The sequence below is a fragment of the Roseococcus pinisoli genome (genome assembly GCF_018413645.1).
Classification (GTDB): domain Bacteria; phylum Pseudomonadota; class Alphaproteobacteria; order Acetobacterales; family Acetobacteraceae; genus Roseococcus; species Roseococcus pinisoli.
Map to the genome: position 1 here is coordinate 83,460 of NZ_JAHCDA010000005.1, position 15,128 is coordinate 98,587.

At 70.6% G+C, this 15,128-nt stretch carries 14 protein-coding genes; 9 read left to right on the forward strand and 5 right to left on the reverse strand.

The genetic code is table 11. The features are described 5' to 3' along the window. Positions 1-11: 11 nt before the first annotated feature. Positions 12-980, reverse strand: coding sequence for a Bug family tripartite tricarboxylate transporter substrate binding protein (locus KHU32_RS21175; protein ID WP_213672169.1), 969 nt, complete (start codon positions 978-980; stop codon positions 12-14). A gap of 299 nt (positions 981-1,279) precedes the next feature. Here KHU32_RS21175 and KHU32_RS21180 point away from each other — a divergent pair, with 299 nt between their 5' ends. From KHU32_RS21180 to KHU32_RS21195, 4 genes are all read left to right on the forward strand, one after another. After that, positions 1,280-1,774, forward strand: a complete 495-nt coding sequence (locus KHU32_RS21180) for a hypothetical protein (protein WP_213672170.1) — start codon at positions 1,280-1,282, stop codon at positions 1,772-1,774. Between the two features lie 124 nt (positions 1,775-1,898). After that, positions 1,899-2,432: a hypothetical protein gene (locus KHU32_RS21185; RefSeq protein ID WP_213672171.1), complete on the forward strand. Its 534-nt coding sequence runs from the start codon at positions 1,899-1,901 to the stop codon at positions 2,430-2,432. Between the two features lie 80 nt (positions 2,433-2,512). Beyond that, a complete protein-coding gene (locus KHU32_RS21190) occupies positions 2,513-3,652 on the forward strand; it encodes a cupin domain-containing protein (protein WP_213672172.1) in 1,140 nt (379 codons plus the stop codon). 70 nt (positions 3,653-3,722) lie between these two features. Next, positions 3,723-5,279 carry a D-aminopeptidase gene (locus KHU32_RS21195; protein ID WP_213672173.1) on the forward strand — a complete coding sequence of 519 codons (1,557 nt, stop codon included), beginning with the start codon at positions 3,723-3,725 and terminating at the stop codon, positions 5,277-5,279. A gap of 33 nt (positions 5,280-5,312) precedes the next feature. Here the strand turns inward: KHU32_RS21195 and KHU32_RS21200 are convergent, their stop codons facing one another. Beyond that, positions 5,313-6,086, reverse strand: coding sequence for an AraC family transcriptional regulator (locus tag KHU32_RS21200; RefSeq protein WP_213672174.1), 774 nt, complete (start codon positions 6,084-6,086; stop codon positions 5,313-5,315). 64 nt (positions 6,087-6,150) lie between these two features. On the opposite strand from KHU32_RS21200, the gene KHU32_RS21205 reads away from it, so the two are divergent. Then, positions 6,151-7,383, forward strand: coding sequence for an MFS transporter (locus KHU32_RS21205; RefSeq protein WP_249681490.1), 1,233 nt, complete (start codon positions 6,151-6,153; stop codon positions 7,381-7,383). 52 nt (positions 7,384-7,435) lie between these two features. On the opposite strand, the gene katG is transcribed toward KHU32_RS21205, so the two are convergent. Next, positions 7,436-9,646, reverse strand: coding sequence for a catalase/peroxidase HPI (gene katG, locus KHU32_RS21210; protein WP_213672350.1), 2,211 nt, complete (start codon positions 9,644-9,646; stop codon positions 7,436-7,438). A 210-nt stretch (positions 9,647-9,856) separates the two neighbouring features. Between katG and KHU32_RS21215 the strand changes: the two genes are divergently transcribed. From KHU32_RS21215 to acdA, 3 genes are read left to right on the forward strand one after another with little or no spacing between them, the layout of a single operon-like run. Beyond that, positions 9,857-10,771 carry a hydrogen peroxide-inducible genes activator gene (locus KHU32_RS21215; protein ID WP_213672175.1) on the forward strand — a complete coding sequence of 305 codons (915 nt, stop codon included), beginning with the start codon at positions 9,857-9,859 and terminating at the stop codon, positions 10,769-10,771. A gap of 4 nt (positions 10,772-10,775) precedes the next feature. Further along, positions 10,776-11,450, forward strand: a complete 675-nt coding sequence (locus tag KHU32_RS21220; RefSeq protein ID WP_213672176.1) for a DUF533 domain-containing protein — start codon at positions 10,776-10,778, stop codon at positions 11,448-11,450. A gap of 1 nt (position 11,451) precedes the next feature. Then, on the forward strand, positions 11,452-12,678 hold the full coding sequence (acdA, locus tag KHU32_RS21225; protein WP_213672177.1) for a 3-sulfinopropanoyl-CoA desulfinase: 1,227 nt from the start codon (positions 11,452-11,454) through the stop codon (positions 12,676-12,678). 48 nt (positions 12,679-12,726) lie between these two features. Here acdA and mscL read toward each other — a convergent pair whose 3' ends face one another. Together mscL and KHU32_RS21235 are read right to left on the reverse strand one after the other, a co-directional pair. Beyond that, positions 12,727-13,200 carry a large conductance mechanosensitive channel protein MscL gene (gene mscL / locus KHU32_RS21230; protein ID WP_213672178.1) on the reverse strand — a complete coding sequence of 158 codons (474 nt, stop codon included), beginning with the start codon at positions 13,198-13,200 and terminating at the stop codon, positions 12,727-12,729. A 151-nt stretch (positions 13,201-13,351) separates the two neighbouring features. Continuing rightward, entirely contained in the window at positions 13,352-13,822 is a 471-nt protein-coding gene (locus KHU32_RS21235) for a MarR family winged helix-turn-helix transcriptional regulator (RefSeq protein WP_213672179.1), read from the reverse strand. Between the two features lie 155 nt (positions 13,823-13,977). Here KHU32_RS21235 and KHU32_RS21240 point away from each other — a divergent pair, with 155 nt between their 5' ends. Then, positions 13,978-15,114, forward strand: a complete 1,137-nt coding sequence (locus tag KHU32_RS21240) for a TRAP transporter substrate-binding protein (protein WP_213672180.1) — start codon at positions 13,978-13,980, stop codon at positions 15,112-15,114. The last annotated feature ends 14 nt before the right edge of the window (positions 15,115-15,128 follow it).

A 15,128-nucleotide genomic window follows, 5' to 3' on the forward strand; every position in this document is an offset into this window, starting at 1 on the left:
AGGCCGATCGGTCACGCCAGCCCGAGCTCCTTGAGCACCGATTCCGTCGCCGAGATATCGGCCGCCAGGAAGCGCTCGAACTCCGCGCCGGCCAGGAAGGCATTGTCCCAGCCGCGGGTTTCCATCATCTCGCGCCAGGCCGGCAGGGCCACGAGGTCGGTGATGAAGCTGGTCAGGGCGGCCTTCTGGTTCGCGTTGATGCCGGGCGCGCCGAAGACGCCGCGCCAGTTCGCGATCACCACATCCACGCCCGATTCCTTGAGCGTCGGGATATTGGGGTCGCTCCGGGTCGCGCCGGTCGTGGCCAGGGCGCGCATCCGCCCGGCCCGGATCTGCTCGGCGAATTCGGAGTAGCCGGAGATGCCGGCCTTCACCTGCGCCCCCAGGATCGCCGCCTGGGCCGGACCGCCACCGGCAAAGGCCACGTAGCTGCCCTCGCGGGCATTGCGGCCGAGCGCCCGCAGGATCAGGCCGAGGGTGATGTGGTCCGTGCCGCCCGCGCTGCCGCCCGCGACCGAGGTGCCGCCGGGATTGGCGCGGAAGGCGGCCAGCAGCCCCGCGATATCCTGGATGTCCGACTGCGCGGGGACGACCACGACGCCCACTTCCTGCGTCATCCGCGCGATCGGCGTGACATTCGCCAGGCTCACCGGCGAGCGGTTGGACAGCACGGCGCCCACCATGATGGAGCCGGAGACCATCAGCGCGTCGCCGCGGCCGCGCCGCTGGGAGACGAAGCGCGGCAGGCCGACGATGCCCCCGGCGCCCCCCACATTCTCGAACTGGAAATTGCCGACGAGGCCCGCATGCCGGGCCACCTGCTCGATGGCGCGGCCGAGCCCGTCCCATCCGCCGCCGGGGCCGGCCGGGATGAACATGTTCATATTGGCGAAGCGGGCCTGGGCGGCGGCGTCGCGCAGGCCGAGGCTGCCGGCGAAGGGCGCCAGGGCGGTGGCGGCGAGGACGGTTCGGCGATTCATCGGGCGTAGCCCCTCCATGCGTCCCGTCGCGTTCGGCCGGGCTCGAGTTTCGCCCCAGGATTGTTCCGGGAGAGTTCGGGGCGCAACAGCGAGAATGGCGCAGCAGCCGTGCCGTCTCCACGAAATCGATCAGATGACGGTGGTTTCACCGCTTCCGGGCCGTGAGGCTTCCATGTCACAGCGTTCAAGTCGCTGATTAAAAAAGCGATACCATCCCGCATTGCCGTAATGAAACGTCTTGCGGAAAGGCAATGTCTCGGACAAAGCTCAGGATAGAGGAATCACAAGGCCGCCTCCCGATGTCCGACGCCGACAAGAAAGATCCCCGCCTGACGCGGCGCCTCCTGGTCGCCCGGCTCGCGGGCGGGGCGAGCCTTGCCGCGGCCGCCACCGTCGCCTCGGCACCGGCCGAGGCGCAGTCCGGCCGTTCCGACAACGACCCCAATGATCGCGCCGGCTACGGCCGCTCGGGCCGCTCCGACAATGACCCCTATGACCGCGGTGGGCGCGGCCGCGGCGGCGGGGGCGGCTATCGGACCGGCATCACCGACAACGATCCCAATGACGGCGCCGGCAACGGGCGTGGCGGCGGCGGGCGCCGCGGCACGGGCCTCACCGACAATGATCCCAATGACGGCGTCGGCAACGGCCGCGGCGGCGGGTATCGCCGCGGCACCGGCATCACCGACAACGATCCCAATGATGGCGCCGGCAATGGCCGCGGCGGCTATCGCGGGGGCACCGGCCGCACGGACCGCGACCCCTATGACGCCGCCGGCCGGGGCCGCTACTAGCCCCGGGCGCTGAGCCCCGAACCGGCTTCCCAGGCCGGTTCGGCCCGCAAGCGCCGCATGCCCGCCGTCCCTTTGCCACGATCAGCTGCTTTCATGTCCACGCCAGTTTCAGGAGAAGAATGTCATGGGGAATCGTCTGTCCCGCCGCCTGCTGATTTTGCGCGCGGTCGCGCTCGGCGGAAGCGGAACGGCGCTGGCGGCCTGCGTGCCCGCGCAGCCGGGCTATTATCCCCAGCCCATGCCGGTCTCCACGGGCCTGACCGACGGTGATCCCAACGACCCCGTGGGCAATGGGCGCGGCGGCGGTGGCGGCTATCGCCGCGGCACCGGCATCACCGACAACGATCCCAACGACGGCGTCGGCAACGGGCGCGGCGGCGGGTATCGCCGTGGCACCGGCCTCACCGACGGCGACCCCAATGACCCCGCCGGCAACGGGCGCGGCGGCGGGTATCGCCGTGGCACGGGCCTGACCGACGGTGATCCCAACGACCCCGCGGGCAATGGGCGTGGCGGCGGCTACCGCCGCGGCACGGGCCTGACCGACAACGACCCCAATGACGGCGTCGGCAACGGGCGCGGCGGCTATCGCGGCGGCGGCTACACCGGGCGCTCGGATCGCGACCCCTATGATGCCGCGGGCCGCGGCCGCTACTAGCCTTCCGCCACGGACCACGCGCCAACCCGCGCGCGTGGTCGCTCCACAAAACCCGCCTTATGCCTGATGGACCACGGCCCATGGATCAAGGACTGACGGAAGCCGCCTTCGAGCTCGCCTTCCCGGGCATGGAGGTCGATGAGGTGCTCGCGCTGCGCGAGGGGCGGAACTGGCGCTACTTCCCGGCCCAGGACGCCAGCCGCTTCGACCATCTCGTCAGCGTGGCGGCGATCGACGCGCATCTGCGCACCGATGGCGCGCGGGCACCGCGCGTCTCCATGGCGGACGAATCGCGCAACGGCAGCGCCGGCGTTCCCGAGCACGAATTCGCCCTGCCGGATGGCCGCGTGGACCTGCCCAACCTGCTGCTGCGCTTCGATGCGGGCGCCTCGCTGGTCCTTTCGCAATTCCATGAGAGCCACCCGCCGCTGGCCGATTTCTGTCGCGGGCTGGAGCGGCTGTTCCTGCATGGCGTGCAGGCCAATATCTACCTCACCCCGCCCGCCGCGCAGGGCTTCCGCACCCATTACGACACGCATGACGTCTTCGTGATGCAGGTCGAGGGCCGCAAGCGCTGGCGCGTCTGGGACGGCGAGCCCCTGGAACGCCCGACCCGTCGCACGCCCTGGCAGGGCGACATGCCCCCTGCCGGCAAGCTGCACGAGCTGACCCTCTCGCCGGGCGATGTCCTCTACATCCCGCGCGGCGTGATGCACGACGCGGCGACGCTGCCGGGGGAGCGCTCGCTCCACATCACCCTCGGCCTGCTCGAGGCGAGCTGGGCCCAGGCCATCCGCAACCTGCTGGACGAGATGGAGCTGCGCGACCCGGCGCTGCGCGAGAGCGTACCGACCTGGCGCATCGGCGAGACCGACCTCTTCGCGGCGATGTCCGAGCGCCTCAACGGCCTGGCCAAGCCGGAGAATGCCGGCCGCCTCACCAATCTGCTGCTGGAGCAGCTGGCACGCGACCGCCAGCCCCTGCCGGCGCGCGGCCTCTTCGCGCCGCTGCCCGAAGGCCCGCTGCGCCTCACCCAGGGGATGCACACCCATCTTGTGCAGGCGGAGGACGGTGCCGGGACGCTGTTCTGGACGGGCGGGCTGCTCGAGCTCTCCCCCACCCAGACGGAGACCCTCACGGCGCTGAGCGAGGGCGCTGCGCCCGAGGACAAGGAATTCGCCGGCAAGCTCTGGCGCCTCGGGCTGCTCGAGCCCGCCTGAGCCTCCGACCGCGGCAGGGCGAGCCCATTTCGCCCTGTTCGCAACCTTGAGGCCGTGGAAAGCTGGACCCATGCCTCATCTTGCCCAGCGCCTCGATTCCGTCCTCTCCCGGCTCCCACGTGCCTATCCCGGCCCCGGCGGGGCCGTCGCCGTCCTGCGCGGCGGGGAGGTCCTGGCCCGCCATGCCTGGGGCTGGGCCAATGCCGAGCGGCGGATCCCCTTCACGCCGCGCACGCTCTTCCGCCTCTGCTCCATCACCAAGCAGTTCACCTGCGCCACGCTGCTGGACCTCTTCCCCGATCCGGCCGCACTGGACGGCGCCCTGCGGGAAAAGCTGCCGCTGCTGGAAGGGCCGGCGCCGACCGTGGCCCATCTCGCCCACAACCAGTCCGGCCTCCGGGACTATTGGGCGGTGGCGATGCTGCAGGGCTCGCCCGTCGAGGCGCCTTTCGGCGACACGGAGGCGGAGCGGCTGATCGCCGGCACGCGCGCGCTGCATTTCGCGCCCGGCACCCGCTACTCCTACGTGAACCAGAACTTCCGCCTGCTCTCGGACATGCTGCAGGACCGCTCCGGGCGAGCCTTCGCCGACCTGCTGCGCCGCCACGTCTTCGAGCGCGCGGGGATGGAGACCGCCTTCCTCGCGGCCGATACCCGCGCCATGCCCGACGGCACGGAAGGCTACGAAGGCTCCCAGGCCGGGGGGTTCCGGGCGGCCGAGAACCGCATCCTCTGGACCGGCGATGCCGGCCTCGGCGCCTCGCTGGACGACATGATCGCCTGGGAGCGGCATCTCGACGCGACGCGCGACGAGCCGGCCTCGCTCTACGGCCGCATCTCGGCGCCCGTCGCCTTCTCGGACGGGGCGCCGGCCGCCTATGGCTTCGGGCTCTCCCGCGGCACGGATTTCGGACGGGAGCATACCGGCCATGGCGGCGCGCTGCGCGGCTGGCGCAGCCACCGGCTCTATGTGCCGTCGGAGCGTGTCTCCGTCGTCGTGATGTTCAACCATTTCGGCGACGCGCATGGCGCCGCGCTCGACCTGCTGGCCGCCACGCTCGACGAGACCAGGCCCGCGGCCGATCCCACGCTGCCGCCGCCCGCCTGGCTCGGCGCCTATGTCGAGCCGGAGACCGGGCTCTCGGCACGGATCGAGGCGGTGGCGCCGGGCCAGCTCCTGCTGCGCTTCGGCCATTCGCCCGAGCGGCTCGACATCGCCACCGACGGCAGTGCCGGCAATGGCCGCACGCGGCTGCGCCAGGACGGCGAGGCACTGTGGATGGACCGCCCGCAGGAGAATTTCAGCACCCGCCTCCTGCCCGTGCACGGCGAGCCGGCGACCGATCTGGGCGGCCGCTACCGCTGCGCCGAGCTGGGCGCCGAGCTGACCGTGGTGGAGACGGGCGGCACGCTTTATGGCGGCTTCTCGGGCTTCCTCGGCCAGGGACGGATGGAGCTGCTGAACCCGATCGCGCCGGACCTCTGGGCCCTGCCCTGCCCCCGCGCGCTGGACCACACGCCGCCCGGCGACTGGACCCTGGCCTTCCGGCGCGATGCCGCCGGCCGCGCGGTGGGTGTCGAGGTGGGCTGCTGGCTGGCGCGCGGGCTGCGCTACGACCGGATCTGAGCTCCCGCGGGTACGGGCCTGTGGCGAAGGGGCCTAGCGCGCCTCGCCCGGCGTGATGCCGAAGGCGGCCCGGAAGGCCGCGCCGAAGGCCGGCGCGCTGGCATAGCCGACGCTCGCCGCCGCCTGGGCGGGCGTGGCGCCCCCGGCCAGCAGGGCGGCCGCTTCCGTCAGGCGCAGCGTCTGCCGCCACCGCGCGAAGCCCATCCCGGTCTCCCGATGGAAGAGCCGCGCCAGCGTCCGAGCGCTGGCGCCGCAGCGCTGCGCCCATTCGTCCAGCGTGAGGTCGCTCGCCGGCTGCTTCGAAAGCGCCTGTGCCAGGCGCCTCAGGCGCGCATCGTGCAGCGCCGGCACGCCGAAGGGCAGCCGCGGCGCCCGCGCGATCTCCTCCGCAATCAGCGCCGCCAGGTGTCCGCCGCGCCCGGCCTCGTCCCATTCCAGCGGCTCGGCGCAGGCCGCCAGGATGAGCTCCCGCAGCAGGGAGGAAACGCCGAGCACCGCGGTCATTCGTTCGCCCACCTTCGCGGCATCCGCGCGGAAGAAGAGCGAGCGCATCGCCAGACGGCCCTGGCTGCGCACCTCGTGCTCCAGCCCGGAAGGGACCCAGAGCGCGCGGCCGGGCGGGACGACGAAATGCGCCGCCAGCGTGTCCACCCGCATGACGCCCTCGATCGCGTAGAGCACCTGCGCGCGCCCGTGATGGTGCCAGCCCGTGGCCTCGCCCTCGCCGTAGTCCCGCACGAAGGCGGCCATGGGCCGGTCGACCTGCTCCTGGGCGATGGTGCGGGGGTTATGGCCGAATCGCGACATAGCTCGTCCGGACGTTGCTCAGCGGACAGGCTAGTCTTTTCCGTAACGGAAGGAAATCGCACTCATGACGCCCGCCACCCGGCAGATCTGTCTCATCAATGCCGCGCACCTCTTTACCCATTACGGCCTGCTGATCCTCGCCACGGCGGTGCTCGCCATGGTGCAGCAGGATGGCGAGATCTTCGGCACCGCCTATGGCCCCGTCCTCGCCCTCGGCACGGCCATGTTCGTGATCTACGGCCTCGGCGCGCTGCCGATGGGCTGGTTCGCGGCCAAGATCGGCCGCAAGGCGATGATGACGCTGTTCTTCTTCGGCGCCGGCGTCGGCATGGCCTCGGCGGGCTTCGCCACAGGCCCGCTGGGCCTTGCCATCGGCCTCGTCGTGATGGGCGGCTTCCTGGCCATCTACCACCCGATCGGGACGGCCATCATCGCCGAGGCGGGCGGCGACCGCGTGGGCCGCGCCATGGGCATCAACGGCGTCTTCGGCAATCTCGGCGTGGCGCTGGCGCCGGTGGTGACGGCCTTCCTCGCGGTGCAGTTCGGCTGGCGCTACGCCTTCATCGTGCCCGGCCTGTTCTGCATCGCCGTCGGCCTGATCTACCTGCGCGAACCGGCCTTCGACGCGAAGAAGGCCGGCGTGCAGACGCGCCCCTTCCCGAAGATTCCGCCGCATGTCGTCCGCCAGGCCGTGGTCTCGCTGCTCTCCATCGGCGCGGTCTCCGGCCTCGTCTTCAACGCCTTCACGCTGCTGCTGCCCAAGCTCATGGAGGAGCGGCTGGCCGGCAATCCGGACCTGCTTCCGGTGGTCGGCATGCTCGCCTTCCTGGCGACGATCTGCGGCGGCGTGACGCAGTTCACCGTCGGCCAGATGATCGACCGCAAGACGCTGAAGTCGGTCTTCATGCCTCTGACGCTGGTGCTGGTGCCCGGCCTGCTGGCGCTGTCCTTCCTGGACGGCTGGATCGTGCTGCCGGTCTCCGCCCTCGTGGCCTCGGCCATCTTCGGCCAGGTGACCGTGAACGAGACCATGACGGCGCGCTACATCGCGCCGGAGATGCGGGCCAAGATCTATTCGATCCGCTTCACGGTGGGCTTCATGGGCGCGGCGCTGGCCTCGCCCATCGTGGGGCTGCTGCATGAGGCCACCGGCAACCTGGCCCTGGTCATGGTCGTGCTGGCGGCCTTCGCGATGGTGATGCTGGTCTGCGCCATCTGGTTCCCGAACCGGCCGGAGGAGCTGAAGCCGGAACTCTGGAGCGCGCCCGCCGCCGCGGCACCGGCCGCCGCCGAATAGTCAGTCAAAAACCCCCAGGCCGTCATGGCCTGGGGGCATTGCGCTTCGCCGGTCAGGCGAGGTCGAAGCGGTCCAGGTTCATCACCTTCGTCCAGGCCGCCACGAAGTCGGACGCGAACTTCGCCTCCGCGCCGCTCTGGCCATAGACCTCCGACAAGGCCCGCAGCTGCGAGTTCGACCCGAAGACGAGGTCGACGCGCGTGCCCGTCCACTTCACGGCACCGGTGGCGCGGTCCCGGCCCTCGAACTCCTGGGCCTCCTCCGAGGTGGGCGTCCAGGCCGTGCGCATGTCGAGCAGGTTGACGAAGAAGTCGTTCGTCAGCTGGCCCGGCCGGCTGGTGAAGACGCCATGCGGCGAGGAGCCGACATTCGCGCCCAGCACCCGCAGGCCGCCGACGAGCACGGTCATCTCGGGCGCCGTCAGCGTCAGCAGCTGCGCCTTGTCGACCAGCTGCTCCTCCGCCGGGATCGCGTAATGCGCCTTGCGGTAGTTGCGGAAGCCATCCGCCTCGGGCTCCAGCGGCTCGAAGGAGGCAGCGTCGGTCTGCTCCTGCGAGGCGTCGGTCCGGCCCGGAGTGAAGGGCACCGTGACCTCGCGGCCCGCCGCCTTCGCCGCCAGCTCCACCGCCGCATTGCCGCCGAGCACGATCAGGTCCGCGAGCGACACCTTCTTGCCGTCCTTCGCCGAGGCGTTGAAGGCCTTCTGGATGCCTTCCAGCTTCGCCAGGACGCCGGCGAGCTGCCCCGGCTGGTTCACCTCCCAGTCCTTCTGCGGCGCGAGGCGCAGGCGCGCGCCATTCGCGCCGCCGCGGCGATCCGAGCCGCGATAGGTCGAGGCCGAGGCCCAGGCGGTGGAGACCAGCTGCGAGACCGAGAGGCCGGAGGCCAGCAGCTGCGCCTTCAGCGCCGCGACATCCGCCGCATCGACCAACGGATGCGTCACCGGCGGGACCGGATCCTGCCAGATCAGATCCTCGGCCGGGACCATCGAGCCGAGGTAGCGGACCTTCGGCCCCATGTCGCGGTGGGTGAGCTTGAACCAGGCCCGGGCGAAGGCCTCGGCGAGCTGGTCCGGGTTCTTGTGGAAGCGCTCGGAGATCTTCCGGTATTCCGGATCCATCTTCATCGCCATGTCCGCCGTCGTCATCATCGGCGGGTGGCGCTTCGTGGGATCATGCGCGTCCGGCACCAGCGTCTGCGCGGCCGGGTCGGTCGGCTTCCACTGCTGCGCGCCGGCCGGGCTCCTCGTCAGCTCCCAGTCGTAGCCCAGCAGCATGTCGAAATAGGTGTTGTCCCAGGTGGTCGGCGTGGGGGTCCAGGCGCCCTCGATGCCGCTGGTGATGGCATCGACGCCCTTGCCGCTGCGGAAGGTGCTGATCCAGCCGAGGCCCATCTGCTCGAGCGGCCCGGCCTCCGGCTCGCGGCCGACCAGCGAGGCATCGCCCGCGCCGTGGCACTTGCCGAAGGTGTGGCCGCCGGCGGTCAGGGCCACCGTCTCCTCGTCGTTCATCGCCATGCGCGCGAAGGTCTCGCGGATGTCGCGGCCGGAGGCGACGGGGTCGGGATTGCCGTTCGGCCCCTCGGGATTCACGTAGATGAGGCCCATCTGCACCGCGGCCAGCGGGTTCGCGAGCTCGCGGTCACCGGTGTAGCGCACGTCGCCGAGCCAGGTGTCCTCGGCGCCCCAGTAGACGTCTTCCTCGGGCTCCCAGATGTCCACGCGGCCGCCGCCGAAGCCGAAGGGCTTCAGGCCCATGGATTCGATCGCGCAGTTGCCGGTGAAGACGAAGAGGTCGGCCCAGGAGATCTTGTTGCCGTATTTCTGCTTGATTGGCCAAAGCAGGCGCCGCGCCTTGTCGAGATTGGCGTTGTCCGGCCAGCTATTCTCGGGCGCGAAGCGATGCGCGCCGTTGGAGGCGCCGCCGCGGCCATCCGCCGTCCGGTAGGTGCCGGCCGCGTGCCAGGCCATGCGGATGAAGAGCGGACCGTAATGGCCGTAATCGGCCGGCCACCAGTCCTGCGAATCCGTCATCAGCGCGATGACGTCCTTCTTCAGCGCCTCGAGGTCGAGCTTCTTGAACTCCTCGGCGTAGTTGAAGCCCGCGCCCATCGGATTGGACTTGGCGGATTGCTGGCTGAGGACGCGAAGGTTGAGCTGGTTGGGCCACCAGTCGCGGTTCGACCGGGCCGAGAACCGCGCGCTCGTCTGCTTCCCATGCATGAAGGGGCATTTGCCCCCGCCCTGACCGCTGTTTCCGTCCATCATGTCTCTCCAATCATCTTTGTTGCTTACTGAGGCGGCCGGATCACGCGATCGGCGCACCGGATGGAGTGCCCAGGCCCCGCCACCGACGGCGCCGGTCTCTGCAGGCAATGCGACCATGGGGTTCCTGGCATTCCATGAGCGCAGCTTGCGTCGTGGGGTCTCGCGCGGTCCAATGAATTGTTTTGGTTCAAATGATCGTTTCCCTGGATGATCCTCCCTTCCCCGCAGCAGCTTCGCTACCTCTCGGCCCTGGCTGACCATGGCCATTTCGGCCGTGCCGCGGCGGCCTGCGCCGTCACGCAGTCCACCCTTTCCGCGGGGATCCTCGCGCTCGAACGGCAGCTCGACACCGCCCTGATCGAACGCGGCGCGACCAAGCGCCCCGTCTTCACGCCGATCGGCCTCGAAGTCGTCGCGCGCGCCCGCGCGGCGCTGTCCGCGCTGGAGGCCGTGGCGGAGACGGCCGCCGCCACCCGCGACCCGCTGTCGGGGCCGCTGCGCCTTGGCGTCATCCCGACGATCGGCCCCTTCCTGCTGCCGCGCCTGATGCCGGCGCTGCGCAAGGCGTTTCCGCGCCTCAAGCTCTACCTGCGGGAGGACATGACCGAGCGGCTGATGGCGCATCTGGACGCCGGCAAGCTCGACCTGCTGCTGCTCGCCCTGCCCTGCGACTGCAGCGTGGCGGAGATCGAGACCATCGCGCCCGACCCCTTCCTGCTCGCGCTGCCGGCCAATCATCGCCTGGCCGCGCTGCCCCAGGTGCCGCTGGGCGCGCTGGCGGGCGAGCGCGTGCTGCTGCTGGAGGACGGGCATTGCCTGCGCGCCCAAGCGCAGGAGGCCTGCGGCCTGCCGCGCGGCCTTTCGGCGGAGGGCTTCGCCGCGACCTCGCTCCACACGCTGGTGCAGATGGTGGCAGGCGGCCTCGGCCTCACGCTCCTGCCGCGCCTCGCTGTGGAGGGCGGGGTGCTGAACGGCACCGATCTCGTGGTCCGGCCGGTGCAGGCGGACACGCCCGGCGAGGCCACGCCGGCGCGGACCCTCGCCCTCGCCTGGCGCCCGCGCAGCCCGCGCGCCGCCGAGTTCCGATCGCTGGCGCCGGCCATCGCGGAAGGGGTAGGCTGACCCCATGGATTTCGGACGGATTCTCGACGCGGTGCTCAACGGCGCCGCGCAACGCCCTCGCACCGGCACCACCGCGCGGCGCAGCCCCCGCGCGGCCTCCGGCCCCTTCGGCATGACGCAGGCCGAGACGCGCCAGATCGGCCGCGCGCTCGGCACGCTGGCCACCATCGCGGCGGATGCGCTCTCCAAGCGCGGCACTCCCGCGCCCGAGCCCTCGCGCAACCCCCTGCCCACGCCCGCCCCCACCCCGTCGCGGCGCATCCCCGACATCGCACCGCGCCGCGAGCCGCCGGCCCGCACCGAGCTCGTCGCGGCATCGGACCAGGGGGCCGAGACCTCGGAAGCGCGGCTGCTGCTGCGCGCCATGATCGCGGCCGCCCGGGCCGATGGCACGGTGGACCGGGCCGAGCGCGCGACCATCGCCGCCCGGCTCGACGCCTCCGGCCTGACCGCGGCCGAGCGCGACCACGTGCTCGCCGATTTCGACAAGCCCGCCAGCATCGAGGAGCTGGCCGCGGGCGCGCGCGACCCCATGCTCGCCGCGCAGCTCTATGCCGCCGCCTTCGGCGCCGCCGGTGAGCTCAGCCCCGAGGAGCGGGCTTGGCTGGACCGGCTGGGAGTGGCACTGAAGCTGGATAAGGCCGCGATCGCGGCCATCGAACGACGTTTGGGGGGTTAGGATGTTCACGCTCACCGAGGCGCAGGCGCGCCTTCGCGACACGGCGCGCGAGCTCGCGCAGGAAGCGGCCGCGCAGGCGGCGGAGACCGATCGCAGCCTCCAGTATCCCTGGCCCATGGTCCGCCGCATGACCGAGGCGAAGTTCATGGGCCTCACCATCCCGCGCGAATGGGGCGGCCAGGGTGGCTCCTACCTCGATGCCGTGCTGGTGGTGGAGGAGATGGCCAAGGCCTGCGCCGTCTGCGGCCGCATCGCCGTCGAGGCCAACATGGGCGCCGTCGGCGCCGTCATGGCCTATGGCACCATCGAGCAGAAGCGCATCGCGGCCGAGCTGGTGCTGGCCGGCGACAAGCCCGCCATCTGCATCACCGAGCCCGAGGCCGGCTCCGCCGCCGGCGAGATGACGACCACCGCCGTCCGCAAGGGCGACAAGTGGATCATCAACGGCGTGAAGCACTGGATCACGGGCGGCGGCGTCTCGCGCCTGCACCTGATCTTCGCCCGCGCGATCGAGGACGGCGTCGACCAGGGCATCGGCGGCTTCCTCGTCGTGCGCAACGGCGAGAACGATCCGGCCCAGCTGGTCGTGAAGCGCCGCATCCCCTCCATGGGCCTCTGCGGCATGCCCGAGGCCGAGCTGCATTTCGTCGAGCTCGAGGTGCCGGACCGCATGGTCCTGCGCGCGCCCGGCGGCTTCAAGCGCGGCTTCGGCAAGCTGATGGACGCCTATAACGGCCAGCGCGTCGGCGCCGCCACGGCCGCGCTCGGCATCGCGGCCGGCGCCTATGACCGGGCGCTGGCCTTCGTGCAGCAGCGCCGCCAGTTCGGCCGCCCGATCGCGGAGTTCCAGGGCCTCGGCTGGATGCTGGCCGACATGTCGATCAAGCTGGAGGCGAGCCGCGCGCTCATCTGGCAGGCCGCGGCCTCGGCCGGGCCGAACGGCTTCCCGGACCGGCTGATGGCCGCCCGTGCCAAGGTGCTGGCGGCGGACAGCGCCGTCGAGGTCACCAATGCGGCGCTGCAGCTCTGGGGCGCGGCGGGCTATTCGCGGGAGAATCCGATGGAGCGCGCGGTGCGCGATGCGCGGATGTTCCCCATCGCCGGCGGCACGGCGCAGATCCTGCGCAACCAGGTCGCCGAGCAGCTGCTGGGCCGCAAGCTGCCGCAGACGCGCGACGGCATGCTGAAGCTGGCCATGGACGAGGCGACCAAGCAGGCCGCCGAGTAAAAAGCCTATCCCCCGCCGCGGCCTGCGCCGTGGCGGGGGAAGCGGCCCTTAGGCTGCCGGCGGAGGCGTCGCGCCTTCGCGCCCGTTCTGCACCTTCAGCTCGTCGCGAATCTCGGTGAGCAGCTGCTCGGTGGGCGACGGGCCGGACTTCTTGCCGGATTCCAGGCCGATCTTCATCAGCACGCGAACCAGCCAGAAGACGGCGAAGCCCACGATCGTGAACTTGATGACCGCGTTGATGAAACGGCCGACGCCGATGACGGCCGCGCCGCCCTGGCGTGTCGCCTCCAGCGTCGCCTGACGCTCACCGCTCAGCACCACGAAGAGGTTCGAGAAGTCGATCCCGCCGACCAGCAGGCCGATGAGCGGATTGATCAGATCCTCCACCACCGAGCTGACCACCGCCGTGAAGGCCGCGCCGATGACCACGCCGACGGCGAGGTCGATCACGTTGCCGCGCATGAGGAAGGATTTGAAATCCCGGAGCCATTGCGGCTGAGGGATCGAGATCGGCGGTGGCATCAAGCAACTCCGTGAGAGGTTCCGCACGCATTCCACAGGATACGCCGTGGCCGGCGCAAGTGCTTGGTACGCGGTTACACCCGCCCGCTAACCCGCGGCCTGCCTAAGCTTACAAGGAGTGGAAAGGCCCCGGGGCGGAAACTTCGGCGCCCTAACCGTCCGACAGGCGCTGCAGCAGCTCGAGCAGATGGTCGCGCTCGGCCGGGGTGAGCATGGCCATCAGCGTGTCGTTGGCCCGTTGGCCCGCGGCCTGGCCTTCCTGCAGCAGCCGCTCTCCTTCCGGCGTGATGGTGAGCACGCGCATCCGGCGGTCCATCGGGTTGGAGCCCGTCTGGATGAAGCCGCGGTCGATGAGGCGCCGCACGACCCCCTGCACGGTCGAGGAATCCATCGCGGCCAGGCGCCCCAGATGGTTCTGCGTGGCGCTGCCGAGCTCTGCCAGCCGCACGAGCGTCGCGAATTGGGGGCCGGTCAGGCCGAGGCCGGCCGCATATTCCTGGAACAGCGACTGGTAGCGCTGGTGCGCGCGTCGGAGCAGGTGCCCGGCCGAGATGTCGAGCAGATAGGGGCTCGGCTCGGGGTGCTGCTCAAGGGGCAAGGTGTCGTCGCAGATATCGCTCATCTCATCCCGAATTCCCTGCCCATCGCAGCCCTGCGGCCATTCCAGGTCAAGATGCGGCGGGTGGCAATCTGTCATTGCTTCTAGATGAGCGTTTCTTTATGCGGGAAGTATCCGCCGTTCGAGCGGGGTGAAAAAAAATAAATGGGGAGTGCCTCATGTCCGTTTCCAAGATCGGCAGCCGCCGTGGGCTGCTGAAGGCGTCTGCTGTTGCAGCAACCGGTGCCGCCGTACTTGCCACGCCGAGCGTCAGCCGCGCGCAGACCGTGGTCCTTCGCTTCCAGTCCACCTGGCCGCAGCGCGACATCTTCCATGAATTCGCACAGGACTACGCGACGCGCGTGAACAACAATGCGGGCGGCCGCCTGCGCGTGGAGCTTCTCGCCGCCGGCGCGGTGGTCGGGGCCTTCCAGCTGATGGATGCGGTGCATACCGGCACGCTCGATGGCGGCCACGGCGTCTCCGCCTATTGGTTCGGCCGGAACAAGGCCTTCAGCCTGTTCGGGACCACGCCGCCCTGGTTCGGCGACGCCAACCAGATGCTCGGCTGGTTCTACTACGGCGGCGGCGAGGCGCTCTACAAGGAGCTGCTGCACGACGTGCTGCGCCTCAACGTCGTGGGCTTCATGTCGGGCCCGATGCCCACGCAGCCGCTCGGCTGGTTCCGCAACCCGATCGAGCGCGCGGATCAGGTGCGCGGCCTGCGCTACCGCACCGTCGGCCTCGCGACCGACCTCTTCCAGGAGATGGGCGCGGCCGTGGTCGCGCTGCCGGGCGGCGAGATCGTGCCCGCGCTGGAGCGCGGCGTCATCGACGCGGCGGAGTTCAACAACCCCTCCTCCGACCGCGTGCTCGGCTTCCCGGACGTCGCCAAGAATTTCTACATCCAGAGCTACCACCAGGCGGTGGAGTGCTTCGAGATCCTCTGGAACAAGCCTAAGCTCGAGGGCCTTCCCGCCGAGCAGCAGGCCCTGCTGCGCCTGGCCGCCGAGGCGGCCTCGGCCGACATGTCCTGGAAGCTGCAGGACCGCTATTCGCGCGACCTGCTCGGCATGGCGCAGCAGCAGGGCGTGAACGTGCGGGCGACGCCGCGTCCCATCCTCGATGCGCAGCTGCAGGCCTGGGATCGCGTGATCGCCAAGATGGAGGGCGACAACAGCTCGCCGGCCAATGGCCCGCTGTTCAAGAAAATTTGCGACAGCCAGCGCGAATGGTGCCGCCGCGTGGGCAATTTCTCCCTGCGCTACCAGGTCAGCCCGGTGGTTTCCTACAACCACTTTTTCGCCCGCGGCTGACTTCCGCACGAAGG